Origin of the sequence: Methanoculleus sp. (assembly GCF_020696975.1) — an archaeon.
Classification (GTDB): domain Archaea; phylum Halobacteriota; class Methanomicrobia; order Methanomicrobiales; family Methanoculleaceae; genus Methanoculleus.
Genome location: NZ_JAJGBK010000003.1, coordinates 78,273 through 103,899, shown reverse-complemented (window position 1 = coordinate 103,899; position 25,627 = coordinate 78,273). Strand labels below are relative to the sequence as shown.

At 57.2% G+C, this 25,627-nt stretch carries 27 protein-coding genes; 15 read left to right on the top strand and 12 right to left on the bottom strand.

What is annotated here, in order from left to right; all coding sequences use genetic code 11:
• The first annotated feature begins 94 nt into the window (after positions 1-94).
• The gene (locus tag QZ650_RS00820) at positions 95-223 is read left to right on the top strand and encodes a hypothetical protein (RefSeq protein ID WP_292520246.1); all 129 of its coding nucleotides are present in this window, start codon (positions 95-97) and stop codon (positions 221-223) included.
• On the opposite strand, the gene QZ650_RS00815 is transcribed toward QZ650_RS00820, so the two are convergent.
• The 4 genes from QZ650_RS00815 to QZ650_RS00800 are packed head-to-tail and all read right to left on the bottom strand — an operon-like array spanning position 220 to position 3,816.
• The gene (locus QZ650_RS00815; RefSeq protein WP_292520249.1) at positions 220-1,008 is read right to left on the bottom strand and encodes an ABC transporter ATP-binding protein; all 789 of its coding nucleotides are present in this window, start codon (positions 1,006-1,008) and stop codon (positions 220-222) included. The two genes, QZ650_RS00820 and QZ650_RS00815, sit on opposite strands and share 4 nt — an antisense overlap.
• The gene (locus QZ650_RS00810) at positions 1,008-2,060 is read right to left on the bottom strand and encodes an iron ABC transporter permease (protein WP_292520251.1); all 1,053 of its coding nucleotides are present in this window, start codon (positions 2,058-2,060) and stop codon (positions 1,008-1,010) included. The genes QZ650_RS00815 and QZ650_RS00810 overlap by 1 nt, the downstream gene beginning before the upstream one ends.
• A gap of 11 nt (positions 2,061-2,071) precedes the next feature.
• A complete protein-coding gene (locus tag QZ650_RS00805; protein ID WP_292520252.1) occupies positions 2,072-3,292 on the bottom strand; it encodes an ABC transporter substrate-binding protein in 1,221 nt (406 codons plus the stop codon).
• The gene (locus QZ650_RS00800) at positions 3,289-3,816 is read right to left on the bottom strand and encodes a hypothetical protein (RefSeq protein ID WP_292520254.1); all 528 of its coding nucleotides are present in this window, start codon (positions 3,814-3,816) and stop codon (positions 3,289-3,291) included. Before QZ650_RS00800 ends, QZ650_RS00805 begins: the two co-directional genes overlap by 4 nt.
• A 191-nt stretch (positions 3,817-4,007) precedes the next feature.
• Here QZ650_RS00800 and QZ650_RS00795 point away from each other — a divergent pair, with 191 nt between their 5' ends.
• The 10 genes from QZ650_RS00795 (at position 4,008) to QZ650_RS00750 (ending at position 13,569) form a co-directional block, all read left to right on the top strand.
• On the top strand, positions 4,008-4,631 hold the full coding sequence (locus QZ650_RS00795; protein ID WP_292520256.1) for a DUF3800 domain-containing protein: 624 nt from the start codon (positions 4,008-4,010) through the stop codon (positions 4,629-4,631).
• Between the two features lie 48 nt (positions 4,632-4,679).
• Positions 4,680-6,296 (top strand): IS1634 family transposase, encoded by a 1,617-nt coding sequence (locus tag QZ650_RS00790; RefSeq protein ID WP_292522441.1) that lies wholly within the window; start codon positions 4,680-4,682, stop codon positions 6,294-6,296.
• On the top strand, positions 6,296-7,051 hold the full coding sequence (locus QZ650_RS00785) for an FkbM family methyltransferase (protein WP_292517435.1): 756 nt from the start codon (positions 6,296-6,298) through the stop codon (positions 7,049-7,051). The genes QZ650_RS00790 and QZ650_RS00785 overlap by 1 nt, the downstream gene beginning before the upstream one ends.
• Positions 7,052-7,075: 24 nt before the next feature.
• Positions 7,076-7,807, top strand: a complete 732-nt coding sequence (locus QZ650_RS00780) for a methyltransferase domain-containing protein (RefSeq protein WP_292517438.1) — start codon at positions 7,076-7,078, stop codon at positions 7,805-7,807.
• A gap of 96 nt (positions 7,808-7,903) precedes the next feature.
• Positions 7,904-8,863, top strand: a complete 960-nt coding sequence (locus QZ650_RS00775) for a polysaccharide deacetylase family protein (protein ID WP_292517441.1) — start codon at positions 7,904-7,906, stop codon at positions 8,861-8,863.
• A 319-nt stretch (positions 8,864-9,182) separates the two neighbouring features.
• Positions 9,183-10,163, top strand: a complete 981-nt coding sequence (locus tag QZ650_RS00770) for a glycosyltransferase (protein ID WP_292517443.1) — start codon at positions 9,183-9,185, stop codon at positions 10,161-10,163.
• 210 nt (positions 10,164-10,373) lie between these two features.
• The gene (locus QZ650_RS00765) at positions 10,374-11,165 is read left to right on the top strand and encodes a glycosyltransferase family 2 protein (RefSeq protein WP_292517446.1); all 792 of its coding nucleotides are present in this window, start codon (positions 10,374-10,376) and stop codon (positions 11,163-11,165) included.
• Positions 11,166-11,374: 209 nt separating this feature from the next.
• Positions 11,375-11,635, top strand: a complete 261-nt coding sequence (locus tag QZ650_RS00760; protein ID WP_292518082.1) for a glycosyltransferase — start codon at positions 11,375-11,377, stop codon at positions 11,633-11,635.
• Between the two features lie 207 nt (positions 11,636-11,842).
• A complete protein-coding gene (locus QZ650_RS00755) occupies positions 11,843-12,592 on the top strand; it encodes a phosphocholine cytidylyltransferase family protein (protein ID WP_292517449.1) in 750 nt (249 codons plus the stop codon).
• The gene (locus tag QZ650_RS00750) at positions 12,589-13,569 is read left to right on the top strand and encodes an NAD(P)H-dependent glycerol-3-phosphate dehydrogenase (RefSeq protein ID WP_292517452.1); all 981 of its coding nucleotides are present in this window, start codon (positions 12,589-12,591) and stop codon (positions 13,567-13,569) included. Before QZ650_RS00755 ends, QZ650_RS00750 begins: the two co-directional genes overlap by 4 nt.
• 8 nt (positions 13,570-13,577) lie before the next feature.
• Here QZ650_RS00750 and QZ650_RS00745 read toward each other — a convergent pair whose 3' ends face one another.
• The 4 genes from QZ650_RS00745 to QZ650_RS00730 form a co-directional block, all read right to left on the bottom strand.
• Complete coding sequence (locus QZ650_RS00745; protein WP_292517455.1) at positions 13,578-14,849, bottom strand: CDP-glycerol glycerophosphotransferase family protein; 1,272 nt, start codon at positions 14,847-14,849, stop codon at positions 13,578-13,580.
• A 232-nt stretch (positions 14,850-15,081) separates the two neighbouring features.
• A complete protein-coding gene (locus QZ650_RS00740) occupies positions 15,082-16,152 on the bottom strand; it encodes a glycosyltransferase family 2 protein (protein ID WP_292517458.1) in 1,071 nt (356 codons plus the stop codon).
• Positions 16,153-16,162: 10 nt separating this feature from the next.
• Positions 16,163-17,596 carry a nucleotide sugar dehydrogenase gene (locus tag QZ650_RS00735; protein ID WP_292517461.1) on the bottom strand — a complete coding sequence of 478 codons (1,434 nt, stop codon included), beginning with the start codon at positions 17,594-17,596 and terminating at the stop codon, positions 16,163-16,165.
• Entirely contained in the window at positions 17,593-18,522 is a 930-nt protein-coding gene (locus QZ650_RS00730) for a Gfo/Idh/MocA family oxidoreductase (protein ID WP_292518084.1), read from the bottom strand. The genes QZ650_RS00735 and QZ650_RS00730 overlap by 4 nt, the downstream gene beginning before the upstream one ends.
• A gap of 124 nt (positions 18,523-18,646) precedes the next feature.
• Here QZ650_RS00730 and QZ650_RS00725 point away from each other — a divergent pair, with 124 nt between their 5' ends.
• Positions 18,647-20,125: a flippase gene (locus tag QZ650_RS00725; RefSeq protein ID WP_292517465.1), complete on the top strand. Its 1,479-nt coding sequence runs from the start codon at positions 18,647-18,649 to the stop codon at positions 20,123-20,125.
• Between the two features lie 114 nt (positions 20,126-20,239).
• Entirely contained in the window at positions 20,240-20,674 is a 435-nt protein-coding gene (locus tag QZ650_RS00720) for a GNAT family N-acetyltransferase (RefSeq protein ID WP_292517467.1), read from the top strand.
• Between the two features lie 45 nt (positions 20,675-20,719).
• Here QZ650_RS00720 and QZ650_RS00715 read toward each other — a convergent pair whose 3' ends face one another.
• Positions 20,720-21,172, bottom strand: coding sequence for a DUF5814 domain-containing protein (locus QZ650_RS00715; protein WP_292517471.1), 453 nt, complete (start codon positions 21,170-21,172; stop codon positions 20,720-20,722).
• Positions 21,169-21,795, bottom strand: coding sequence for a DUF2150 family protein (locus tag QZ650_RS00710; protein ID WP_292517475.1), 627 nt, complete (start codon positions 21,793-21,795; stop codon positions 21,169-21,171). Before QZ650_RS00710 ends, QZ650_RS00715 begins: the two co-directional genes overlap by 4 nt.
• Before the next feature lie 135 nt (positions 21,796-21,930).
• On the opposite strand from QZ650_RS00710, the gene larE reads away from it, so the two are divergent.
• Positions 21,931-22,704, top strand: a complete 774-nt coding sequence (gene larE, locus QZ650_RS00705) for an ATP-dependent sacrificial sulfur transferase LarE (protein WP_292517478.1) — start codon at positions 21,931-21,933, stop codon at positions 22,702-22,704.
• Positions 22,692-23,870: a tRNA uracil 4-sulfurtransferase ThiI gene (thiI, locus tag QZ650_RS00700; RefSeq protein WP_292517481.1), complete on the top strand. Its 1,179-nt coding sequence runs from the start codon at positions 22,692-22,694 to the stop codon at positions 23,868-23,870. The genes larE and thiI overlap by 13 nt, the downstream gene beginning before the upstream one ends.
• A 328-nt stretch (positions 23,871-24,198) precedes the next feature.
• Here thiI and pscS read toward each other — a convergent pair whose 3' ends face one another.
• Entirely contained in the window at positions 24,199-25,377 is a 1,179-nt protein-coding gene (gene pscS / locus QZ650_RS00695; protein ID WP_292517484.1) for an O-phospho-L-seryl-tRNA:Cys-tRNA synthase, read from the bottom strand.
• Positions 25,374-25,556 carry a hypothetical protein gene (locus QZ650_RS00690; protein ID WP_292517488.1) on the bottom strand — a complete coding sequence of 61 codons (183 nt, stop codon included), beginning with the start codon at positions 25,554-25,556 and terminating at the stop codon, positions 25,374-25,376. The genes pscS and QZ650_RS00690 overlap by 4 nt, the downstream gene beginning before the upstream one ends.
• Between the last annotated feature and the right edge of the window lie 71 nt (positions 25,557-25,627).

Sequence of the window (25,627 nt, the reverse complement as noted above, 5' to 3'; positions counted from 1 at the left end):
ATCAACGAACCTATTTTTGGGCCTGGAGGGCCTGCCTTCCCCGGCGGCTGACGGACCGGCCAGGGATAATTACTCCGGACGCACGAGCCGCGCCATGCCGGCACCCACGGACGGTTCGGGGTTGCCCGGAGCAACAGTTGGTGACGGGGGCCTGCGGGTGTGGCAGGTCGTCCTCATCGCGGTCATCGCCATATTCGCCCGGGAGGTGAGAAAAAGGGCCTAAACCTCGCCCGCCGGGTGTCCCGGCCGGACCGGAACCATATAGGGTGCTGAAAGGTCCCGCTTCACTACCGCCTGGATGCCGTAGACCGTCCGGAGCATCTCCTCGGTGAGCGCCTCCTCCGGCGCCCCGTAGCCGTAGACCGTCCCGGCCGAGAGCACCATGAGACGGTGGCAGTAGATGGCCGCAAGGTTCAGGTCGTGGAGCGCGATGACGACCGCAAGGTCCCTCTCGCTGGCAAGACCGCGGAGGACTTCCATGACCCCCATCTGGTGGCAGACGTCCAGGTTGCTCGTCGGCTCGTCAAGGAGGACCACCCCCGTCTCCTGCACGAGCGCCCGGGCGATCATCACCCGCTGGCGCTCCCCGCCCGAGAGTTCGCTGACCTTCCGGAGCGCGAGGTCCCGCAGGTCGAGGAGGTCGAGCGCTTCCGCAACCTTCTCCTCGTCCGCCGGGCTCACGGTCCAGTTCAGGTACGGCCGGCGCCCCATCAGGACGGTCTCAAAGACCGTCGAGGAGGTCTGGTTCCCGACCGACTGCGGCACGTAGGCCATCGCCCGGGCAACCTCGCGGCGGTGCATCGTGCGGAGTTCCTGCCCCTGGAGGAGCACCCTGCCGCTCCGGGGAGTGAGCATGCCGTCGATGCACCGGATGAGTGTCGTCTTCCCGCACCCGTTCGGCCCCACGAGCCCGAGGACTTCGCCGGCGGCGACCGAGAAGGTGATCCCGCGGAGCACCTCACGGTCCCGGTAGGCGAACGAGAGGTCTTCGACCGAGAGCCGGGCCATCAGGCATTCCTCCGGTTGAGAAAGAGATAGATGAAGAACGGCACCCCGAGGAACGCGGTCACGATCCCGACGGGGAGGACCTGCGGCGCAAGGACGCTCCGCGCGATGCTGTCGGCGCCAAGGAGGAGGAGAGCCCCGACAAGGCCCGAGGCGGGGAGAAGGGTGCGGAAATCGCCGCCGATGACCATCCGGGTGATGTGCGGGGCGACGAGCCCGATAAACCCGATCGTCCCGGTGAAACAGATGATCACCGCGGTGAGCAGGGAGGCGATCAGCATGAAGACGATCATCGAGCGCTCCACGGGCACCCCGAGACTGGCGGCCACCTCGTCGCCTTCCGCGAGGGCGTTGAGGTCCCAGGCGCGGTAGATGAGGTAGGGGATGGTGCAGGCGAGGACAAGGCTCACGATCCCGAGTTTCGGCCAGGTGGACTTGTCGATCGAGCCGAACGTCCAGAAGACGACCGCCTGGAGCTGCTCGGCGCTGCCGACGTACTGGAGAAGCGAGGTCACCGCCGAGAAGAGGTACATGACGGCAATCCCGGCAAGGACCATCGTCTCGGACCCGATCCCCCGGTAGCGGGCCATACCGTAGATGGCGAGCGCGGCAAGCAGGGCGAAGAGGAAGGCGTTGCCGATGACGAGGTACTCCCCACCGGCGACACCGGCACCGAGGACGATGGCGATCGAGGCGCCGGTGGTGGCCGCAGACGCGATCCCGAGGGTGAAGGGGCTTGCGAGCGGGTTACGGAGGATGCCCTGCATGACACAGCCCGCCACCGCGAGCCCGAGCCCGGCAGCGACCGCGAAGAGGACCCGGTGGAGCCGGAAGTCCCAGACGATGGTCGTTGCGAGGTCAGGGGCGTTGAGTGTCCCGGGGAAGAGGCCGGCCAGGATCGCGAGGTAGGACTCGCCCACGGTAAGGTCGGCCGACCCGAGCGTGATCGCGACGCCGATGAGGATGATGAGGGCGGTGAGGAGGCCGCCGATGAAGAGCGTCCGGGTCTTCTTCAGCCGGGTATACCCCTCTCGCAGTATGACATTCTGTTCCATGGCTGCACCGGTCACGGGTAGACGAACGTCCCTTGAGATGCGAGGTCGAAGTCGATCCCCTGGAACTCGGTGAGGTAGCGCTGGTGGACGGCATGCGGGTCGAGGTCGGCGAACCGGTCGGGGTAGAACCACTTCGCGAGGTAGGCCGTCCCGATGAAGTGCTGGGCGCCCCCGAGGATGTCGGAGTGGATGACGTAGACGCGGCCGTCCCCCACCGCGGAGATGCCCGACCATCCGGGCCGTTCAAGCAGCCCCGACCGGACGGCCTCGAGCGCCGCGGGGTCGTGGCCCGCGTAGCCGCCGGCGGCCAGGCCCTGCCCGGCCAGTTTGACGACGACCTCCGGGTCGGTGACGACGATCGCCTCGGGGTCGACGACGGGATACTCGGTGGTCCCGGTGGCGAAGGGGTTCACCCCTCCGGCAAGTTCGGTCTTCTCGTTGTATCCCGCTTTGGCCGCAACGGTCGTGTAGTCGAACCAGTACTCGAAGTAGACCCGGGCACGCTCATCGGCCAGGATGTCCGCCGTGCCGTCCCGGATCCGGTCCATCGTCGACTCGTAGAAGGAGGCAAACGCTTCGCCGCGCTCTTCGCGGCCGACCATCGAGGCGATCGTCCGGATCTCACCCGGGTAAGTGGCGGGCTTGAAGCAGTCGAACCGGAAGACCCGGATCCCGGGGCTGCTTGCCTCCAGTTTACTCTGAATATCGTCGCAGGCCGCGGTGCTGATCGTGGCGTAGAGGAAGACCGCGTCCGGCCGGACAGCAAGGACCTGCTCCATGTCGGGCGACCAGATCGACCCGACGTTTGCCTTCTCCTGGCATTCGGGGAAGAAGGTATCCTTACCGTGGCTGTACTTGTCGACGGCGACAACGTTTTCCATATCGAACCCGAGCGACCGCAGGGTCTCAAGGGACTCGCCGCTGAAGGTCACGACCCGGCGCAGGGGACGGTAGAGCGTCACCGTCCTCCCGGTCGAGTCGGTGATCTCGCACGGCCGGCCGTCCCAGTGGGTGTAGACCCAGGCGGCGTCCCGGATATCGGTCCGGTCGAGGTCTCCGGCGCCGTTCATGTAGGCGGTATCAAGGTAGGCGAGGGCCGCCGACGCGTAATCGGCGCTAGTGAGCACCCCGTCACCGTCGGTATCCCCGGGGATGCCGCCACCCGGCGAGGCCGAGACCGGGACGGCGATGAGCAGGAGGACGGCAAAGAAGAGGAGGCACCATCGGTTCATCGCCGACCACCCCACCACCCGGCGAGGGTGAGGCCGGCAACCGCCGCGAGGACCGCAAACGGCGAGGCGGCCTGCTGTGCAGGAGAGGCGGTCGGGCCCACACCGGCGCTCTCTGCCGACGTCTCGATCCCGTCCACCGCGACGTGGGATGCGGCAATCAGGCCGTCCGATTCGGCGAGGAAGTCTTCCCACGTTCCGGTGATATCCCCGCTCCCGGAGGCGGGGGCCCGGACAGAGTAGGTCACCGCGGTATCGTTCATCACCGCGAACGCGACCTGCTGGCCCCGGACGAGGACCCGGTCGTCAGGGTGCTCGGTTCCCGCGAAGGCGTAGCCGCCCGGCAGCGTCTCGACCACCCCGCCGAGGGCCATATCCTCGATCGAGAGCGAGACGGTGAATACCTCATCCGCCCCGGGCTCCGCAGTCGAGAGCGTCCGGGTGACCGGAGCGCCGCAGACCGCGGCCGGAATGACCAGAAGCAGGAGGACAAGACAGAATAGACGGTTTGCCGGGGAACCAATCATGGGTTTTCCTTTGTCGATTCGGTAATATGAATGTTTCTTATTTTGCTAACAAGTCTGAAAATTGGGTGTCCGCGGGTATATCGGGATGACGGCCCAGGTGGAGAGGTGCATCACAGGACACACCGGTGTGAGGCGGGAGGGTGCCGGAATCCTCACAGTCTTTATGGGGCGTACCCCCAATTATCTATTGCGTGAAAATATACGTCGATGAATCTGGAGACCTCGGATTTGGACAAAGGGCGTCTCGTTATTTTGTCCTTGCGGCCCTTGTAGTCCGTGATGAGCAGACGATTCGGCGCTGTTTTAAAAAGATCCGCCAGAGAAAACTCAAGAAATCACTCAGGGATCTCCCTGAGTTCAAGTATAACAACACAAAAGGGTTGATCAAAAACCGTATTTTGCAGTGCATAGCCGATTGCGATCTCGACATCGCCTATGCGGTGCTCCGGAAGGATCAGGTGTACGGTAGGCTGAGGGATAAACAGCAGATCGTCTATAATTATCTCACCAGGTCACTGATATCCAAGATTGCCAACCAATATGCGATCGAAGGATATATTTACGTCTGCATGGACAAATCAATGTACAACCTTCAACGTGACCATTTTGACGACTATCTCGCTTACCGCATGTTCGATAACGGCGTTCCCTGTGCGACACCACTTGACCAACTCGTCGTCGAACACGTTGATTCTCGAACAGAACCCTGCATACAGGCCGCAGACTTTGCAGCAGGTGCAGTCCACCAGCGGTATCGGGAAAACAATGAAACATATTATAGCCGATCATCCGCAGTAAAAATCACCCCTCTCTGAATATCCAAAACCGCAAGATCTTTGTACTTTCAGCAAATAACCTTCCATATGCCTCTCGTTGATGGTTTTGATGACTCTTCGATCCTCTCCATCGGTCATCTCGGCATTGTCGCCGGTGCCTACGACTCCCTGCAGATCGCCGGTGTGATTGATGCCGCCCTCCCAAAAACCCGTCACCACAACCTCACCCATGCTCAGGTGCTCAAGGCCATGGTTCTCAACGGTCTCGGGTTCATCGAACGCCGGCTCTACCTGTTCCCTGACTTCTTCGATGACATTGCCGTTGAACGTCTCCTTGGTGCCGGGGTCACCCGGGACCACCTCAACGACGATGTGCTCGGCCGCACCCTGGATGCGATCGCCGCCTACGGCCCAACTGAGTTATTCAACGAGATCGTGGCAGAATGTCTCCTTACCACCGACTTCGGTTCTCACTGCATCCATGTCGATACCACCAACTTCAGCGTCACCGGGGCGTATGAGCCCGACTGTGATCTGGGCGAGATCACGATCACCTACGGCCATCCGAAGGATGGCCGGTGGGATCTCAAACGGTTTGTCCTCGGGATGGCCTCAAATCAGTATGGGGTCCCGCTCTTCCTTCAGACGTTCTCCGGCAACGAATCTGACAAAGAATCGATCTTATCCATCATCCAGCACCTCAACGAGAACCTGAAATCGGATGAGAAAGTCTACCATGTGGCGGATTCGGCCTTTTACACGGCTAAGAACCTGCAAACTCTTGGGCAACACACATTCTGGATCAGCCGGGTTCCCGTTACGATCAGCGAGGTGCAGAATCTGGTTCGAACCGACGATCCATTTCTGCCCTGCACCGACGACCGCTACACCTACCAGGAACACTCGAGCGAGTATGCCGGGATCCGGCAGAAGTGGGTTTTGTATCGGTCTGCTCCGATGTATGAACGGGAGGAGAAGACGTTTGAGAAGAACCTAACGAAGAACCTTGATCAGGCGAGGAAATCTTTGCGGAAACTCTGTGCCCGGGAATTTGCCTGTGAACCGGATGCGCGTAGAGCAGCTGAGTTGTGGCTCAGCAAGCGTCCACGATACCAGTTCTCTGATCTTGACGTCACTACGATCACCCGGAAGCAGGAGAAGAGCCGAGGGCGACCGAAGAACGGGGAACCGGTTTTGGTGTCATATAAGGTCATAGCGGAGATCGAGGACAATCCTGAGGTTCTTGCCGAAGAGCGGCGGATCCTCGGGAGGTTTGTCCTGGCAACGAACGATCCGGCGGTGTCGGCCGACGAACTGCTCGCCAACTACAAAGGACAGGGAGCGGTGGAACGCGGGTTTCGGTTCTTGAAGGATACGTCGTTTCGGGTCGCGGAGATCTTTCTGAAGAAGACATCCCGGATCCAGGCACTGGCGATGGTCATGGTACTCTGCCTGTTCATCTATGCGCTTACGGAGTTTCGGTTGCGGCAGGAATTGGCGCGAACCGGGGAGACGGTGACCAGCCAGACGAAAAAACAGACGCAACGACCCACGATGAAGTGGGTGTTCTTCCGGTTCCGGAGGGTGCGGGAGTTCGTGGTGGTCGAGGAGGGGAGGAGGGTGAAACGGGTGGCGAATCTGAATGAGGAGTTGTGGAAGATTTTGGGGTTGTTAGGGAAGGAATATGAAAAATACTATTTGTGATGGAAGACCTGCGGAATGTGGGATCAATAATCCAAGCCCGATTCCAGATGGGCATAACTAGGATTGGGAGTTACCGGATCACATACACAGACATTCTATCTCTATATGTTGAGTATAAGGACATCTTTTGCCGCTTAATTTATCATTTTGAGAGTGAAAAACCCAAGCCCCTTATCATCGACGGTGGCGGATGTATTGGAATGTCTGTGCTTTATTTTAAGTCCGTATATCCTGAAGCCAGGATCATATGCTTCGAGCCGGACGCAGAAATTTTCAAGATATTACAGCATAATCTCACCACTAACGGTCTGAATGACGTCACCTTAATTAACGCAGGCTTGGCAAAAGATGAGGGCGTCCTAAGTTTCAGCTCAGATAACGTAGATGGAGGGAAAATTGTCCAAAATTCTCAAGGTAACATGAAAATACAGACTGTCCGACTGAGTAAATACATCTCGGGCACTATCGATTTTTTAAAGCTCAATATCGAAGGACAGGAGTTAGCTGTCCTTCAAGAAATAGAAGAATCTGGAAAACTTCATAATATAAATGAAATGGTGATCGAATACCATGGCTGGCCAGACGAAAGTCAAAAATTGGGAGAACTACTGACAATCCTCGATCGAAATAGGTTCAGATATCTGATCCATGACTTTGATAGGGAAACATGTAGCGCCAGTAAACCCCCTTTCCGCCTGCACTCTCAAACAACGTGGTTCTGTCTGGTTTACGCTCGAAGGCAGGATATTTCATAAATGCCAGCAACAATATTTATTCTAATGAAATCCGTCGCCTCTGGCATATTACATCAGATAGGATATATATCATTGGGTATAAAAAGACGGTTCCGTTGTCAGATCGATCTCGGAAAACTAGATCGTCTCTATCCAGCCAGCACCCTCTTCGGCTACGACCGGGGGCAACCTATTGATCGACACTATATCGAAAACTTCCTTTCGCAGCACAAAGAGGATATTCACGGCAGAGTGTTGGAGATTGGGGACAACACCTACACCAAAAAATTCGGTGGCACCAGTGTTGAAAAGTCCGATATACTCCATGCAGTTAAGGGGAACCCATCCGCTACGATCGTGGCTGACATCGCGCACGCAGATCATATTCCATCTAATTCCTTTGACTGCGTCATCCTGACCCAGACTCTCCAGTTTGTTTACGACCTCCCTTCAGCAGTAAACCATCTTCACCGCATCCTGAAACCGGGCGGTGTCCTCCTACTAACGGTCCCGGGGATAAGCCAGATATCTCGTTATGACATGGACCGGTGGGGTGAGTTCTGGCGTTTCACTACGCAGTCGGCACAGCGGCTCTTTGAAAAAGAGTTCTCAACAGATAATGTCGAAGTTGAGGCGTATGGAAACGTACTCGTCGCGATTGCCCTCTTACATGGTCTTGCTGCCGAAGAACTCAAACCAGAACATTTTGAATATCAAGATCCTGATTATCAAGTGCTTATCACCGTCCGCGCGGTGAAGTCCAAAACAGACAACTGACTTGGGATAACAATGGGCATCCGTAGATTGATACAATTACCAGATCGAATCTGGAAGGGTCTTCACTCTCAAGGGCTAATCCTCCTTTATCACCGTGTGGTAACCCTGGATACTGACCCGCAGCTTCTCAGCGTCACTCCTGAACATTTTGCCGGGCATCTTGAATATATTTCCGAGCATTATAATCCCATTAGTCTTTCTGAGTTGTATCAGGCACTGAAAGCAGGGAAAGTTCCGGATAAATCTGTCGTCATAACTTTTGACGACGGTTATGCGGACAATCTCTGGAATGCAAAACCACTCTTAGAAAAATATGGGATTCCGGCCACAGTATTTGTAACGTCCAGCCATGTTGACAGCGACAGAGAGTTCTGGTGGGATGATTTGGAGAGGTTACTGCTGCTATCGGATCAACTCCCAGATCAACTGGAACTTACCGTCAAAGGAAGAAAATGGAATTGGGATCTGTCCGGAGACCTAGGGGCCGAGAGTAGACGTAGATATGAGATCGAGCCAAAATCCTGGAACGTGACCATGGCATCTGATCCTGGTCCACAACATGCTGTTTACCGAGACCTTCATCGGCTCCTCAAGCCCCTCTCCCATGAAGAGCAAGAGTCCATCCTTTCCACTATCGCGCAATGGGCAGGGATGCCAAGAACTGGGCGGGAGACACACCGACCCCTCAATGTAAGCGAATTAAAAGAGCTTGATCGGGGAGGGCTGATAGAAATTGGAGCACATACGGCAACACACACAATGCTCTCTATGCAGCCAGTGGGTATACAAAGGACGGAGATTATCCGGGGTAAAGAATCACTTGAGGAGATGCTTGGTCACCCAGTGCAGAATTTTTCATACCCCTTTGGCGGCCGAGTAGACTTTAATCGAAAGACCGTCGAGATAGTGAAAGAAGCGGGTATCACTACAGCATGCGCCAACTATGGCTTAACCCTCATTGGAAGTACAGACCCGTACCGTCTCCCCAGAGTGCTGGTCAGAGGCTGGGATGTAGAAGTATTTTCATCCTGGATGAAGGATTGGTTTAATGAGTGAACCTGCTCTTCACATCCTTCAGGTAAGCACGCATGACATCGCCGGGGGTGCCGAAAAAATTGCATGGGACCTCTATACGTCTTACCGCGCTTATGGTCACCACTCATGGCTGACTGTAGGGATAAAAAAATCCCGGAATTCTGACGTTTTTTCCATTCAAAGTAGATTTAACAAAATTTTCCGACTCGTTCCAGCCAGTATCCGGAATTTTCCTCATGCATCAGGTGTCACAAAATTAGTTGACTTCCTGACAAATCCCGACCGGATCGACGCCTATCTTAAAGGCTATGAGGACTTTGATCACCCTGGAACCTGGAAATTGCTCGATCTAACCCCGGAACCCCCCGATATACTTCACTGCCACAACCTCCATGGCGGTTACTTCGACCTCCGTGCCCTCCCCCACCTCAGCCACCAGGTCCCGACCGTGCTCACCCTCCACGATGCCTGGCTCCTTTCCGGTCACTGCGCTCACTCCTTTGGCTGCGAGCGGTGGAAGACCGGGTGCGGTGACTGTCCGGCTCTCTCGATTTATCCGGCGATCAGGAAAGATGCGACGGCCTACAACTGGCAGCGCAAGGCAGAGATCTATAGAATGAGCCGGCTGTATGTCGTCACCCCCTGCCGGTGGCTCATGGATAAGGTCGAAGAATCGATGCTGAAACCGGGGATCGTGGCATCGGGGGTAATTCCCAACGGCGTAGATCTAGGTATCTTCCACCCCGCTGACCGGGCAGAGGCCCGACGGGAACTCGGGCTCCCGCATGGTGCAAAGGTCCTCCTCTTTGCAGCAAACGGCATCCGAAAGAACATCTGGAAGGATTACAGGACCCTGCAGTCAACCCTTGAGATGATCGCAAAAACCGGAACAAAGGTGCTCTGCATCGCCCTCGGCGAAGCAGCCCCGCCGGAACGGATTAGCAATATCGAGATCCGGTTCATCCCCTACCAGAAAGACCCCCGAAAGGTCGCCTGCTACTACCAGGCCGCCGACCTCTATCTCCATCCTGCTCGGGCCGACACCTTCCCTAACACCGTCCTCGAAGCCCTGGCCTGCGGCACCCCGGTTGTGGCGAGCGCGGTCGGCGGCATCCCTGAGCAGATCGTGGAGGGGCGGACGGGATTTCTCGTGCCGGTGGGGGATGCCCGCGCGATGGCAGGGCGGGTTCTTGAGTTGCTCGAAGACGAGGAACTCCGACAGCGAATGGGGTGGGAGGCCGCGGAGGACGCGGCACGGCGGTTCGGGCTGGAGAGGATGGCACGTGAGTATCTTGCGTTTTATCGGACCATCCTCAAATAACAAACCCCGGAACAGCCCGAGCTGCGGAAATTTCAGGAATATTTGAACTATTTCGTTCTTTTCTGTAGGATATTGCAATGTTCCGAAGAGGAGTATAGGGTTCAAAAGCACCCGGCGGTTTACTCTAATTTCGTAACCCAATGTTAATAACCGGGTGACATCATAGATAACATACCTATGATGTTTTATAGCCTCTAAAAGGATGATTATATGGAAGATTGTAAAATATCCATAATAACTGTATGCTTTAATTGCGAAGAACTTATAGATAGAACAATAAAAAGTGTTGTCGACCAGACTTATACAAACATCCAATACATCCTTATCGATGGGTTATCTTCCGATAAAACCCTTGAGATTGTAAAAAATTACGAGGAATATATTGACATATTGGTGTCTGAGAAGGATGATGGTATCTACGATGCCATGAATAAAGGGCTGGAACGCGCGACCGGCGATCTTGTTTACTTCTTAAATGCGGGGGACTATCTTCACGACAATGATGTATTGAGAAATATCGCTGAAAGATTCAGTGCTAACCCGGACAGTGATATACTCTACGGAGATTATATCTATTATGATGCAGTTGATGAGCAGCGGTGTTCCAGTTACCGTACCGGTATCCTGGATCTGATCCGCAGAGGATATTGCCATCAAACCACCTTTGCTAAAAGATCTACTTTTACAAAATATGGGGAATTTAACACTAATTATAAAATTTACGCCGATTTTGATTGGCTGCTCCGGGTCTTAATTGGATCCGGGCGAAGTACGACGTATATTGGTATACCTGTAGTGTACTACCTGAAAGGAGGGGAGAGCGAGAACCAGATTATAGCAAACTATCTTGAAAAAATAAAGGTAATACAGAAAAATATGGGGATTCGTGGATTGCTACCTCTTGGTATCTTTTTCCCGTCTATCATTTGGAGATATCTCATAAAGCAAATGGGTGACAACAAAAAACTGGCGAAGATCGATGAAGTTAAGGCAAAAAATTAGTCAGCGTCTGTCGAAAAAGTTCCAGATCAACTGAACCTTTTCCATAATTTCTTATAACCTTCTGCTGTCCTATCAAGAGTGAATTAACTTTGAATCATACGGTCACCGTGCCACTGCTGAAATCATACGCCCATGCCCCCAAAGTAGTCTGATACAGAGATTCTCGCTAGCGAGAGTAATATCTCTATTTGACAGTTCCTTGATTATACATTGCCCGCGCCGTAAACTCGGTCCTCGCCAAGACTGTCCAGGACGTTGAGGTGAATGTGGTGGACGACGGTTCCGACGATGGGGTTGCAGTTGTCAAGGAGATTGACGACCCCCTGGATCCAACTGATCCAGCAGGAGAATCAGGGGATATCGCCGGCGAGGATCGGAGGATTGAGATGGGCCGGGTGGGGCTGGTTGTGTTTCTGGATGCGGATGATGAATGGCTGCCTGGACACCTTGAGGTTCTGTTGAGATTGTAATATAACTCTTCACTAGCCGGTGTTCGAGATTAAGAAGAATCCTGGCAGGAAACCCCGGGCCCAAAATGCCGTAGTAAGGCCGCTACCCAGAATAGTGCGCAGCAGCCAGCCTGGTGGTCCTCCTCAACAACGGCCTTTGCGATACTACAACGAGATATCCGGAGCGCTGGGAAAACTATATATTTTAAAACTGAAACTCCAGTTGCTTTGATCGGAGTAATCTTGGCAGCGGGACGGGGGCGACGATTAAGCCGCGATATCGATCTGGATAAGATTGGCCCGAAATGCCTGCTCCCCGTCAATGGGTGCACGCTGCTGGAGAGGATGGTGGCAGACCTGGCCTCGTCTGGTGTAGATGCGGTCATCATCGTTGCCGGCTACAAGAGGCATGTCGTACTGGATGCCTGCAGGGCGCTTGAGAGCCGATATGGTATCGAGGTTCGTCTGGCCTATAACTGGGATTACGCCCGTACAAATACGGCTTACTCGCTTGATATCGGCCTTGCGGACGTAGATGAAGACGTTGTCGTATTTAACGGCGACATGCTCTACGACTATGCAATACTGCGTGAGCTCCTGGATATACGCCGGACTGCGATCGTGGTCGATAACAGAAAGCCGCTCACCAACGAGTCCTTTAAACTGAGGGTCGTGGATAGCCGGATAGAAGAGATGGGAAAGCATGTGCCGATAGAAGAAGCGACAGGGGAGTTCATCGGGATCTCAAAGATCGCTAAAATCGACCTTGATAGAGCAAAACGCCTGCTGAAGGTGCTGATTGCTGATGACCTGAATAACTATTACGACTTTATCTACAAGTCCTTATCGCAGGATGGAAGCCTTGCATACTTGTATACAAACGGGCGACCGTGGACCGAGATCGATGATATCCACGATTATGAGTATGCAGAGTGCATTGCAGGAATGTCCGATGGCACGCGAGGGCAGATTCAATGATAGGAAACGTCGGGATCATCGGCGCTGGAAGTATGGGTACCGCCCTTGCACAGAGCATCTCAAGGCAGGCAGGTGAGGTTACCATATATGGAAGGCGGCAGGAGGTTGTTGATTCGATTAACCATGACAGATCCAACACGAACTACTTCCCGGGTCTGCTCTTAAACCCCAATATTCACGCAAGACTGATCGGCGATGGAGCGGATATTCAGGACTGCGAGGTTGTTATTATTGCTGTGCCCTCCAGCGAGGTCCGATCGGTCATTCATACCATCCGTGATAACGTGAGGGGTGCAATCCTCGTTACGGTCTCCAAGGGTCTGGAGTATCCGTCGTTAAAGACGATGAGCGAGATAATCTCTGAGGAGACAGGGAACCCTGAGATTGCCTCATTCTCCGGACCGAACTTTGCCGATGAGATTGCATACGGCCATATCGCAGGGGCAACAGTCGGCACCGACAGTCCCTCCGTAAGGGCAGCGATCTCGGAGCTCTTCGAGGAGTTCACCCTTGATTTCTCCGACGATGTCAGGGCGGTCGAGTTGTGCGGTGTGCTCAAGAACGTCTACGCTATTGGGACGGGGATGTGGGACTCGGTCTATAGTAACTATAACGAGCACTATACGTTCTTGAATATCTGCTATAAGGAGATGTGTTCCTTCCTGGAGGTGATATCCCGCGATAAGGAGATATTCACGAAGTTCTGCTGTTTTGCGGATTTTAATCTGACAGCAAATGTGGATAAAAGCCGTAATCGAACACTGGGATTGATGGTCGGGAAGAATATCATAAAGGCTCCGTATTTTGAGTCCGGCGTGACCTTCGAGGGTGCGAAGTCCGTCAAAGGGATACTTGAGTTGGCAAACCGGCAGCGTATCAATATGCCTATTGCAACGTTTGTTTATGAGGTACTGAGCGGCAACAACGGTCTGAGGAAGACCGCCGATCTTCTCCTTAAGTATAAGTATCGAAGTTGAGAATCGCTCTAAAATCCTCCTCGGTCAGAGCCCTTCGTCCTGGAGAGGATCTCTTCCCAGACTCGCCTGGATGAATTCCCATCCTGGAACCCGTTGATCAGGTTGTTGACCGTCATCCTCTCCTGTTCATAATACGCAGGATCGGCAATGCACCTCTGGATCTCATCGATAAGCGCGTCAGTTGTTGCGACCTTTGGCCCCGGTGTCCAGAAGTCGTAAGGCTCCAGCAGAAAGCCCCGCGTTTGTGAATACTCTTCCAGATCCAGCGGCAAGAAGATTATTGGTCTATTCAGGAGCAAGAAATCAAAGTAGATCGAAGAGTAGTCGGTGATCAGTATATCGAACTCACCGAGCACCTCATAGATGCTGGTAAGGCTGGTCGTAAGCCGCTCCGATCTTAAGACAACGATATTCCCATCCGACTCTTTGAAACTCTCTTGAGAAAGCCAGTATTGTTCCTCATAGGGATGGAGTTTCAGGACGAAGAGTATGTTATTGTCTTGCAAGAACCTGTTGAGGCATTCAGATCGTAGCAGGTCCAGGTGCTCTGCCGTGCCTTCGACCCTGCCGTAACCCACCCGAAACGTCGGCATATAGAGTATCAGTGTTTTATAACCGGAGACGTCCCTCTCGAGCAATTCGGCCAATTCAGGTTCCCTGTGGTTCATGAAGAGATAGTCGTTCCGCGGCTGACCGGTAATGACGACCTTTCGCGGATCGATAAGGAAACTGGTGACCAGCGTGTTCTTCGTGATACTCGATGTCGCAATGAGGATATCCTCGGCCTCTACCCCCTTTCGGATGTCATGCAGTGCATCCTCTGTTTCGAGACGGTCTGCATAGCCCATGGCCTTCAGCGGCATCCCGTGCCAGAGGTTTACCAGATACTGGTTCTTCGCTTTGAACCTGCAGTAGTGGTTATGGGTCACGACGATATACTTCGATCTGAAGACGGTATAGATTCCACGAATACTCTTCTCGATATGTGCCGTGACCCCGTTCCGGGCCAGCACCTGTAGTATCTCAGGGTCATTGACCAGCCAGACGGTATCGTATGGTTGCTGCACCTGATTGGCTATGACGTATTCATACAGCGCTTTTGCGTTGTCTGAATAGTCAGGCAGGCTTGCAAAGAGGATCTGGTTATCCTTCTTCGGCACTATGGTGTTTAGAACTCTCAGTCCGACATTAAGCAGCTCTTTGATTACACCCTTCCCGAGCAGGGACCAGACTTCGTACGCCTTCTGCGAACCATTGGATATCGAGGATACTGCAGACATCCCTTCGCAGGGCTTATACCGGCATTAACCTAATAAACTTACCGAGATCTCAGGTGATCCGGCTCTGTTGAGACTCTTTTGAAAAAATACTTCTTCTTGAACCCCTGATCTTTGGACTTCCGATCTCCTGGTTACTCCCTTCTTGCGTCGGGGGCACGATTCCGCAGGCAGCCCATGCTCTTTATGGGCTTGCGACTCCGCCTCACCCCGGGTTGTCGGCTCCTGCCGTATCTTAAATATATATGTCGATCAACTCTCTCAGTCTAAGGCCCACCTGAAACAACGGAGACGGCATGGCAGCCATGGTACGCAAGATCAGCCTTCTGCGCCGAAGGTAATTTGTCCTGCAGGCCTCCAATATCCGGGCCGCTTCACCTGCTTCACCGGCGACAAGGCATCGTGCAGCTCTCGCAATCTCCTTCTTCATGACGTATTCTTTTACATCATTAAGCATCTCCCCGGGAACCCCGCCGCTCTCTATCGATCGGATGGCGGTTTTCACAAACGGCTCCGGAGCAAGAGGCAGTTGCCGTCCGCAGATCCTGTTGGCAGCCTCCCAGTGATAGATTGCTCCCATATACCAGCTGAACGCTATAGGGTATTTGAGGGCGATCTTGCCGAACAGGTCGGCATCTTCTCCAAACCATGCATCCTCGGGGAACCCGCCCATCTCGATGAAGATCTCCTTAGGGATGCATACAACCGATGTCCACACCGGATATTCGCCGAGCGTGGCGGATTTGAAATAGTTCGGGATTAAGCCCTTCCAGGGTGCAGGTGGAATCGCCCGATACTTTGCCCAGCGAAGCCTGCCACTCACCTTCTGAATCTTGTATGCCGTCGTGTAGGCTCCTGCGTCTGGAAACTCTTTCTGTAACATCAGGATCGTTTCCAGATGATGGGGCATCCACTCGTCATCGGCATCCAGGAACGTGATGAGATCACCCCTGCTTATGCCCACTCCCTGGTTCCTCGCGGCGGAGACCCCGGTCCCTTGCTGTCGGACAAACCAGATCCGGGGATCCCCGAACTCCTTCACTTTATCCTGGCCGTTATCCGTTGACCCTCCGTCTACTACGATGACTTCAAAGTCCTGGAAGGTCTGGTCCACGATAGACTGCAACGCCCGCTGGATATAGGGCCCTTTGTTGAATAACGGAATAATGATTGATATCTCTGGTTTTGTACTGATATCGGCCCATTCCGCATACCCCCGGCCTGCAGGTGGATGTTGGAGGAGACCTCGGGCATGCAGGCTCCCGCATGCAGGCCGCCCGCCGTCGACGACTGGTGCGACCTTCATGGCATCACCGTCACGGGGTGAGAGGGTGACTGTTCCTGTCACCCCGGCCAATGCCCTTGTAGATGAACCCCGCCCGGATGAAAAGATCCGGGTCGATGACGTTCCTGCCGTCGACGATCACCGGGTGCTCCCGGCCCGAGAGTTCCTTCACCCGTGCAGGATCAAGCGTGGCGTAGTGGTGGTGAGCCGTGAAGACCGTGACGACATCCGCCCCCGCGAGGGTCGCGTCCAGGTCGTGCGAGACCTCGATGCCCGGATAGTTCTCAACGAACGGGTCGTGGACCCCGACCTCCGCGCCCGCCTCCTTCATCGTCGCGAGGTAGGGTTCTGCGGGGGTGTTTCTGGTGTCGTCCGAGTTCTGGATGAACGCCCACCCGAGGAGCGCGATCTTCGCACCCTCCGGGGATCTCCCGGCCCGTTTGAGCCCCTCGACCGTCAGGTGGACCATGTGCCGGGGCATGAATTCGTTGATCGCTCGTGCGACGCCGAAGATCGACCCGGCCCCGTGCGGATACCACAGATCGCCGCCGAGGACCTGTGCCCCCCTCTCAAGGTGCCAGGAGTCTTTTGTCAGGCAGTGGCCGCCGACCCCGGCCCCGGGCCAGAGGACCGCCCGGGTGATCCCCTCACCCTTCAGGGAGTCGATTCCCGCCCGGACGTCGTAGACGTTGACGCCCATTGCCTCGCAGTGGAGGGCGAGCTGGTTTGCCGCGGCGATCTGGAGATCGCGGAAGGCGTTCTCGGCGGTCTTCGTCACCTCGGCCGCGGTCGCGGTCATCGGGATGATCGTGCCGGTCGTGAGAACGGGCCGGTAGAGTTCGGCCGCACGCCTCGTCGAGACGTCGTCGATCCCGCCGACGATCCGGTCGTGCTCCCGGATATTCCGGAGCAGCCGCCCGACCATCACCCGCTCGGGGGCGTGCGCCAGTGCAAAGTCCTCCCCGGCGACGAGCCCGGACTCCTCTTCGAGAACATCGCGGGCCATGCGCTCGGTCGTTCCCGGGGTTACGGTCGATTCGAGGACCACGAGCGTGCCCTCCGAGAGATTCTTCCCCACCGCGCGAAGTCCCTCGGTCAGGGCAGAAAAGTCCGGAATGAGGTCTTTTGGGTCCTTAAACGGGGTCTGGATGGAGAGGGTCACCGCATCACACTCCGCGATCGCTGCAAAATCCGATGTGCACCGGAACTTACCCGCACCAACGACCCTGCTGAGGAGCTCTTCAAGCCCCGGCTCCTCACCCTTGAGCGGCGACTCCCCCCGGTTCAGCATGGCGACCTTGTAGCCGGAGGACGGGGAATCACGCTGGAATCCGACGACTGACTCGAACTCCGGTGCGTCGGCAAAGAGCACCGCGGCCGGAATACCAACGTAACCCATCCCGACGACACCGATCTTCTTGATCGGGCCTCTCGCGTTGACGATCGACTGCAGCCTGCCGCTCATGCCAGCACCATCATAGGTGAGAAGCACCGCGCAATGTCCTCGCAGATCTCCATATTCAGCAGTGCCTGGGCAGGGCTGACCGGGAACTCCCTTCCTTTGGCGACACAGTCAAGGAACGTCGAGAGTTCAAGTTTTAACGGCTCCTGCTTGTTCACGAGCACCTTCTCGATGATGTTCTCCTGCACGTAACGCTCATCATCGGCTGCGTACTGCCCGGGTTTTCGGTGGATATAGATCTCCTGGGCCATGAAGTCCCCCTCGATGGTGAACTCCTCCTCCTCGATGTAGATCATCCGGATCTTCTTTGAAGACTTCCTGCTTGCCGAGAGGTAGACAGGTGTCCCATTAAATGAGAAGAGGGCGCTGCAGACATCCTGGTTGCCGCCGCCGGTGAGATGATAGTCCCCGGCGGGGAGGAGGACGTTTCGCACAATGTCCACGTCGTGGATCATCAGGTCTTCGACAACCGAGGAACTGTTCACCCGGGACGAGGCCGGGTTATGCCGCTTCATCTCGATATAGAGCGGATCCCGGACGATCTTCTTGATCTCGGGGACGATCGGGTTGAACCGTTCAATATGTCCGACCCCGGTGACGAGACCGTTCGGGATCTTCCCGATAAGCCGCCGGCTCTCTTCCGCTGTGGCGCAGACGGGTTTCTCTATGAGGAGGGATACCCCTGCGTCGAGTACCTGCTCGGCAACCTTGAAGTGGTAAGGCGTCGGGACGCAGACGCTCACTGCGTCTACGTCTCGGAGCAGGTCCGCAACTGTCGGGGAGGCTGTTGCCCCGAAAGCGCCGGCAAGGTCGCGGGCTGCCTTCTGGTTGAGGTCGTGCAGGTGGAGCGAGTCCACCGCCTTCAATTCCGAATAGACGCGGGCATGGTTCCTGCCCATCACTCCGACACCGATCACCCCTACATCCAAGATCTCACCGCCAGTAATTTTTGCTGCCTCGCGTCCCGGACCGGGAAGACCCGTCTTGCCGGACTGCTCTCGCCCCTTGCTTGCGCTCAAAACTAATAAATTTTTTGACGGCGAAACCAATGCTGTGTTCCGACCCAGGGGGTATCTTGCCCGTGTCATGCGTATTGACCCGATCCAGCGTCAGAGCCTCATCAGCCTCGCCTCAACCCTGGGCCTCACCGCCGTCGGGTTTCTCTCCACGATGCTCTTTGCCCACACTGTCGGTCCCGCGATACTGGGTGCGTACTTCCTCTTTGTTGCCTACTTCAGCATCTTCAACCTGATCGGGGACGGAGGGTTCGGGGGTGCCGCGGTAAAGCGGATCAGCGAGGGCGAGGATCAGAATGCATATTTTACCGCGTTTCTCGTCCTCCGCGTGATGCTGGTGGTCGTCTCGGTGGCCCTCCTCCTCATCGCACAGCCATACCTTGTCGACATCACTTCATCAGGGGTCTTTCCCTGGCTGGTCTTTGCGCTGGTCGCGAGCGTCTTCACGAGCATCACCATTAACGGGGTCTACGGCAGCGGGAAGGTCGGTGTCAACCAGATCGGCCACCTGATCGATAACCTGGTCCGTGTCGTCGTCCAGGTCGTTGCGGTCGTCCTCGGCTACGGTGTTGCGGGGCTCGCCGGGGGGTTCGTTGCCGGGCTCCTCGCGGCGGGGCTCGTCAACTACCGGTTCCTCGATCTCAAGCTCGCACCGTTTGGCCGCTCGCACATCGTGAGCCTCTTTGCCTTTTCATTCTGGGGTTTTCTCAGTTCAAGCGGTTCCCTTGTCTTCTCGTACGCCGATACCATCATGATCGGTTATTTCCTGACCGATACCGAGGTCGGTATTTACCGCGTGGCGCTCCAGCTCACACTGGCTGCAACGTTCGTCACCACAGCGCTCCATACCACGCTCTACCCGAAGATCAGTTACTGGGGGAAACAGCACGACCTCGCTTCGGTGGAGCGTGCGCTTGCCCGCGCCTTCACCTACTCGCTTCTGCTTGCGGTCCCGGTCGTTCTCGGCGGCTGGATCCTCGGCGAGCGGCTCCTCTACTTCTTCTATGGGGCGTCGTTCTCCACCGGGGCACCGGCCCTTATGATACTCCTGCTCGTCCAGGTAGCCCATGCCTTCATGTTCCTTCTGACGATGACCTTGATCGCCCTCGACCGGCCGAGAGACTCGTTCCGGGTGACGGCAATTGCGGTTGCTGCAAATATTGCGCTAAACCTCGCCCTCATCCCGACATACGGCATCGTCGGGGCGTCGGCGGCAACGCTCGTCACCATGGTGCTGAACACAGCGCTCGCCCATCGCGCTCTCTCCCGGAGCATCCGGGTGCGGATAGAACCCCGGGCCGTGGGCAATATCGTCCTTGCCGCGCTCGTCATGGCGGCCGTCATCGCGGGCTACTCGTACCTCGTCCCGCTCACGAACGTTGTCTTCGTCCTCGCGGCGGTCGCACTCGGCGGCCTGGTCTACGTCCTGCTGCTTCTCAGGATGGATCGTGGTATCCATGACGAACTGAAGGAGCTTGCCGGAAAACTCGGCATCCCCTGGCCCGGCGTGCTCTGATCTCGACGGGAGACTTCACTGGAGCACCCGGGCGGGGCAATCCTATCCATTCTGAACACCGAAGATGCCCTGCCGGTTCCGTTGAAATAACAGGTGCGACAATCCGTATCCACGATGACGAAAGAAGTCCGTGAACTGGAGCATGAAGAGTTCCCGCTTGCAGAGGAGATCTGGACGCACTACCGCGGCCAGAAGGCCGACCCGGGCCGGGAGAGGATCTTCGGTGTCTTTATTGACGGAACCCTTGCGGCGACGGCACGCTGCACCCGCCACCCGGGTGGCCTCGAGATGGACTGTGTCTTCACCCGCGACGAGTACCGCGGGAGCGGGTATGCGAGGGAGGCCGTGCAGAGACTTCTCGAAGAATGCGGCTCCGAGACGATCTACATCCACTCTACCCTTCCCCTGATCGGGTTTTATGAAAAACTTGGGTTTGAACTCATCCCTGAGGGAAGACTCCCGGAGAGTATCAGGGAGCGGTTCCTCTTCTGCTTCGGGGAGATGGCGGGATGCAACGTCGCCCCCATGATGCGGAACGCGGCGGCTTGAGCGCCGGGTGTCCCGGTAGTGCTGGAGAAACGCGGGGGGGCCGGCCTAGTGCTCGATCTTCCTGATATGATCGATGGCGTTCTCCGCCAGCCTCTCGCGCCCCTGCAGCTCGGCGACGTCCCGTATCGCCTCAAGCATGTGAACGGAGTCTTCGAGAAAACTCAGGATGTCGGCGGGGTAGAGGTCGATCCCGTATTCATCGAGGAGATGGGCACTGATCTGGCGGTGGTCGAGCCCCATCTCCCGGAACTCGATGATGGTTAAGGTGAACTTCCTCTCCGGGCACCCGCAGAAGGGAGCGTTCTTGCACTTGCAGTCCATGAAGTCACGGAAAAAGGCGAGGAGCTGTTCGTGCATCCGGTGGTCAAGGTTATCGAAGTTGATTGCCCTCCCGAGCGACTCAAGAAACGCGCCCGAGAAGATATGGTCCGGGAGCCGGAACCCCGCAGCCCGCTCAAGTTTCCGTGCCGCCCGGAACCGGGCCTTATCCGCAATCACGACGCTTCTCCAGGCTCCTCGTCGAACTTCGCGAGCGACTTCATGGCGTTGCTCATGGTCTCGATCTCGATGAGCCACTCGTCAAAGAGGCTCGGGTTCTCCGCGTCGTCCTTGATGTACTTCGCACAGCAGGTGGCCCCGTCGACCACGGCGGCCCCGATATTTGCCGCAACCTCGAGCGCTTCCTCGAGGTTCTCCTCGTCGATACCCCGGCCTTTCTTCACGAGCGTCTTGATATCCTTATCAAACTCGCCATCGAGGTATTTGCGGCAGGCGGTAAAGAGCACCAGCAGCGAGAGCTGGAGCGATCCGATGATGTCCTCGAGGTCTCCCTCGGGGAGGCCGGTCATGACGATCAGTTCCACATCGTCGAGTTTCTCGATGGCCTCCTCCTTCGTGAACCGGCCATTCTGGTAGAGGCGGATGATCTTTAAGACCGAGAGGGTGATATCCTCGGTGAAACTGTAGAGCATCTGCTCCCCTTCGGAGACTTCTTCGCCTTCTGCCGGCTCGAAACTTGCATCTTCCAGCGTTTTGATCCAGTTGTCCCAGCGCTCCTGATTGTAAAAAATATAGAAGAGTTTCATGGGTTCTGCCTGTTTGGCACTCGCTTTCTTCGCCATATCAGTACACATTCGGAGTGCCTCTGTTAAAAATCATTTGCTCCTGGTGCAAAGACTTAAATTGCCGCGATTTGTGAACCTGATTGGCGTGATGCGCGAAGATTCATGTAGTTCGAGCGAGTATAAGAAGAGAAGATGCGAGATATGTCGTGCCTGGCTTCGCTCCTGAGATCCTTTGAGCCCATTGCGGTCGCGCTCTCCGGCGGGACGGACAGTTCGGTCCTGCTGGCCCTCGCCCGGCGGCACGGGGTTCGGGCGATCGCCGTCAGCGTCGATACCGGTCTTACCCCCCCGGGTGAACTCCCGGCGGCTCGAGAGCTCTCGGAGCGTCTGGGCGTCCCGCACGTCGTGATAACGCTCGATATGCTTGATATCCCCGCGGTCCGGGAGAACCGGCCGGACCGGTGCTACGTCTGCAAACGGGCGATGATGGAGGCAATCGTCGCGGAGGCGAAGCGGCGGGAGTGCCGGACGGTGGTCGATGGGACCCACGCCGACGATCGGGCGGACACGCGGCCCGGTCTGCGGGCTCTCTCCGAACTCGGGATCAGGAGTCCGTTTGCCGAGTGCGGTATGGGAAAGGAGGATGTCGAGGCCCTTGCGAGGGAGCTCGGGGTTCCCGTCCGACCGCCGTCCGCATGCCTTGCGACCCGCATCCCCACCGGGGAGACGGTCACCCGGGAATGCCTTGCGCTTGTCGCTGCTGCGGAAGCCCTTCTTGCGCGGGAGATCCCGGGGACTATACGGGTCCGGTGCACCGACGGGCGCCGGGCCTCTATCGAGGCCGACCCGGCATACCGCCGGAGGCTGGAAGAGTTGCTCGATGCGGTGAAAGAGCTCGGCTTTGAGGATGTCGTGATAGCTCAGGCGGGCTATCGGGAGGGGGGTGCGGACTCGTGGAAGCGGTGATGATCCGGTACAGCGAGATATTCCTCAAGAGTGAGCCGGTGAAACGGCGGTTCATATCGATCATGACGGAGAATATCCGGCTCGCTCTTGAGGCCGAAGGGCTCACCCACCGCATCGAGACCCCCCGGGGAAGGGTCCTGATCTACGGTGATGAGCCCCGGCGGATCGCTGCGGCGGCCGCGAGAACCTTCGGGGTCGCGAGCGCGAGCGTCTGCACGGTGACCACAGCCGATATCGAGGGGATCTCGGCCACAGCCGTCGAGCACGCGGAGCGGCGCCTCCGGCCGGGGATGTCGTTTGCAGTTCGGGCGCGCCGGTCGGGTGTTACGGGGTTCAACAGCCAGGAGCTGGGGGCTGCGGTCGGTTCAGCCGTTCTCGACCGGATACCGGAGGCCAGGGTGGACCTGACGGCGCCCGATTATGAGGTCTTCGTGGAGGCCCGGGAGTTCGGCGGCCTTGTCTACGATGAGATGATCAGGGGGCCGGGCGGGCTCCCTTACGGGACGCAGGACGAAGTGATCGGCCTCCTCTCGGCAGGGATTGACTCGCCGGTTGCGTCGTGGCTGATGATGCGCCGGGGGTGCCGGATGGTGCATGTCAACATGAGGAGCGGCAGGTTCGGGGGGGAGGACGAGGAGAAGAACGTCCTCGCGAACCATGCCCGGCTCTCCGCCTGGGTCCCGGGGCACCCGCTCGACCTCCTCGTCGTGGAGATGGAGCCGTTCTTTGAGGTGATCACGGGCTTGAAAGAACCCCGTTACCGGTGCATCCTCTGCAAGCGGTTCATGCTCCGGGTGGCGGGGATCCTCGCGGAAGAGCGGGGCGCCTACGCGCTCGTCAACGGCGACAACCTGGGGCAGGTGGCCTCCCAGACGCTCGCGAACATGGCGGTGATCGCTCCGGCGACGCCCGTTCCGGTCCTCCGGCCGCTCATCGGGTTCGATAAGGAGGAGATCATCGAGCGCGCCCGCGTCATCGGGACGTTCAATGCCCGGCCCGGTAATGTCGGGTGCACGGTCGCCCCCCGCTACCCCTCGACGGCGGCGCCCGCGGAGACGATTGCGCAGATTGAGGAAGAGAACGATGTGGCGAGCCTCGCGGAGCAGGCGGCGAGGACGGTGCGACGGTATCGCGCGAAGAACGGGGTGGTTGAGGAGGCCGGGTGAAGGTTTTCCTCACGCTTCCATGCCCTTTTTCCCTACCTTCTATTACACACGCCCCTACACGGCTTCCGTGGTGATATCACGTTTTGGGGAGTGCGACTGGCCGAAGGGCAGGTGCATGAGCACCGTTAGGTGCGAGGGGTTGCAGGGGAGGAGGGTATGCCCCCCTCCCCTGTCTCTACCCCCCAGACGCGATATCCACTGGAAATCCGCGCATGGGTGTACGCAAGCGAAAGGTGCCTGAAAACTCTCAAAATTCAGATACGCGATAGGTAGGGCAGCGCTCCAGCACACACGCGCCCGCTCAAAAAATGAATTTCCAGATCTTTCTTCAGACAATATTCAGCCCGTTTGCCCGGGCAACCTCGACAAACGACTCCCCGACGTGCCGGATCTGCTTCTCCGTCAGCCCGAAGGTGTTGAACTTCCAGACCCTGGTGGAGCCGGGGATGACCCCGGTGATCCCCCGCTTCTTCAGGTCGCTTGAGAGGAAGAACCCGCGCTTCTTGTGCTGCTGCGCCACCGTATCGAAGGACTCCCGGGTATCGATCCGGGTCAGGGTGTGCTGGCGCGGGTAGTCGGAGAGGACCTTCGTCCCCTTGATGGAGAGGAGTGCGTCTACGACCGCCTGCGAGTGCGCCAATTCGGTCTCCCAGTGCTGCACCCGCTCCCGGACATGGGGGAACGAGGCCATCATGCCGACGACAGTGACACCCATCAGGGTGCAGCCCATCATCTCGACTTCCTTTAACCCGAACGTCCTGCCCGTTACGTCCCCCTTTGCCTGCGTCGTCCGGAATACCCGCTCTGCGTGCTCGTTTGTCGTCGCAAGGACGCCCGAGGGTGCCGGGGCCGCCATGCTCTTGTGGCCCGACCCGACCACGAAGTCGGCGCCGAGCGCTTTGCCGTCGACGGGCATGATCCCGACCGTGTAGGCCCCGTTGACGAGGACGGGGATGTCGTACTGGTGGGCGACCTTTATGATGCCCGCGACGTCGTGGACGTTCCCGAACTGGTAGTCGACATGGTCGACGAAGAGCAGGGGTGGAGTGCGCGAGAACTCCCGGATCACCGCCTCGATCTTCTCTGCCGCGGCGTCGGGGGTGATGTGGTTCAACTCATCCTTCGGGATCTCCCGCGGGATCCCGCCGGCCGCCTCGACCGCCATGAACTCCGTGTAGTGGGCAAGCGACGTGAGGATGACCGGATCGCCTTTCTCCACGTAGGTGCTCGCGACCGCCTGGAACCCCCGGCGCGCTCCGGGGACCACCCGCGCGGTGTCCATGTTCAGCCACGCGGCAAGGTCCGCGTGATACTGCGCGATGGGGGGATTTTTGATGTAGTCGAGCCGGGGAGGGTTTCGGCAGTTGTCGCAGACCGAGTAGCCGTCCCCAAAGGATATCGCCGCCTTCATGGCATCGGCGGTGAGCCGTCCGCCCGCCTGGATGGGGTCGATGTTGATGTACATCTCCTCGACGTCGCGGGATTCGATATCGACTGCACACTTCACCGGATCAACTCCTCTTCAAGGGTTGCGATCTGCCGCTTCACCTTCTCGAGGGTTGTTGCGGCGCGCGCTTTCTGCGCCTCGTCAAGGTCATGCCTGGGAGCTGTCTCCCGTAGCAGATACCGGAGGTCGGAGAGGAGGAAGAGCGCCTGAAAAACTGCATCTACGGCTCTTTTTGACACGAGATCACCATACAAATATCAGTGAGGATATATTAGTTTAAGCGTGTTTCAGGCAACGGGGCCGTGCCGAA

What these genes read in the sequence shown, in the direction of transcription:
- QZ650_RS00820 (WP_292520246.1), top strand. Translation starts at nt 95, where the DNA reads ATGCCGGCACCCACGGACGGTTCGGGGTTGCCCGGAGCAACAGTTGGT.
- QZ650_RS00815 (WP_292520249.1), bottom strand. Translation starts at nt 1,008, where the DNA reads ATGGCCCGGCTCTCGGTCGAAGACCTCTCGTTCGCCTACCGGGACCGT.
- QZ650_RS00810 (WP_292520251.1), bottom strand. Translation starts at nt 2,060, where the DNA reads ATGGAACAGAATGTCATACTGCGAGAGGGGTATACCCGGCTGAAGAAG.
- QZ650_RS00805 (WP_292520252.1), bottom strand. Translation starts at nt 3,292, where the DNA reads ATGAACCGATGGTGCCTCCTCTTCTTTGCCGTCCTCCTGCTCATCGCC.
- QZ650_RS00800 (WP_292520254.1), bottom strand. Translation starts at nt 3,816, where the DNA reads ATGATTGGTTCCCCGGCAAACCGTCTATTCTGTCTTGTCCTCCTGCTT.
- QZ650_RS00790 (WP_292522441.1), top strand. Translation starts at nt 4,680, where the DNA reads ATGCCTCTCGTTGATGGTTTTGATGACTCTTCGATCCTCTCCATCGGT.
- QZ650_RS00785 (WP_292517435.1), top strand. Translation starts at nt 6,296, where the DNA reads ATGGAAGACCTGCGGAATGTGGGATCAATAATCCAAGCCCGATTCCAG.
- QZ650_RS00780 (WP_292517438.1), top strand. Translation starts at nt 7,076, where the DNA reads ATGAAATCCGTCGCCTCTGGCATATTACATCAGATAGGATATATATCA.
- QZ650_RS00765 (WP_292517446.1), top strand. Translation starts at nt 10,374, where the DNA reads ATGGAAGATTGTAAAATATCCATAATAACTGTATGCTTTAATTGCGAA.
- QZ650_RS00750 (WP_292517452.1), top strand. Translation starts at nt 12,589, where the DNA reads ATGATAGGAAACGTCGGGATCATCGGCGCTGGAAGTATGGGTACCGCC.
- QZ650_RS00745 (WP_292517455.1), bottom strand. Translation starts at nt 14,849, where the DNA reads ATGTCTGCAGTATCCTCGATATCCAATGGTTCGCAGAAGGCGTACGAA.
- QZ650_RS00740 (WP_292517458.1), bottom strand. Translation starts at nt 16,152, where the DNA reads ATGAAGGTCGCACCAGTCGTCGACGGCGGGCGGCCTGCATGCGGGAGC.
- QZ650_RS00735 (WP_292517461.1), bottom strand. Translation starts at nt 17,596, where the DNA reads ATGAGCGGCAGGCTGCAGTCGATCGTCAACGCGAGAGGCCCGATCAAG.
- QZ650_RS00720 (WP_292517467.1), top strand. Translation starts at nt 20,240, where the DNA reads ATGACGAAAGAAGTCCGTGAACTGGAGCATGAAGAGTTCCCGCTTGCA.
- QZ650_RS00710 (WP_292517475.1), bottom strand. Translation starts at nt 21,795, where the DNA reads ATGGCGAAGAAAGCGAGTGCCAAACAGGCAGAACCCATGAAACTCTTC.
- larE (WP_292517478.1), top strand. Translation starts at nt 21,931, where the DNA reads ATGCGAGATATGTCGTGCCTGGCTTCGCTCCTGAGATCCTTTGAGCCC.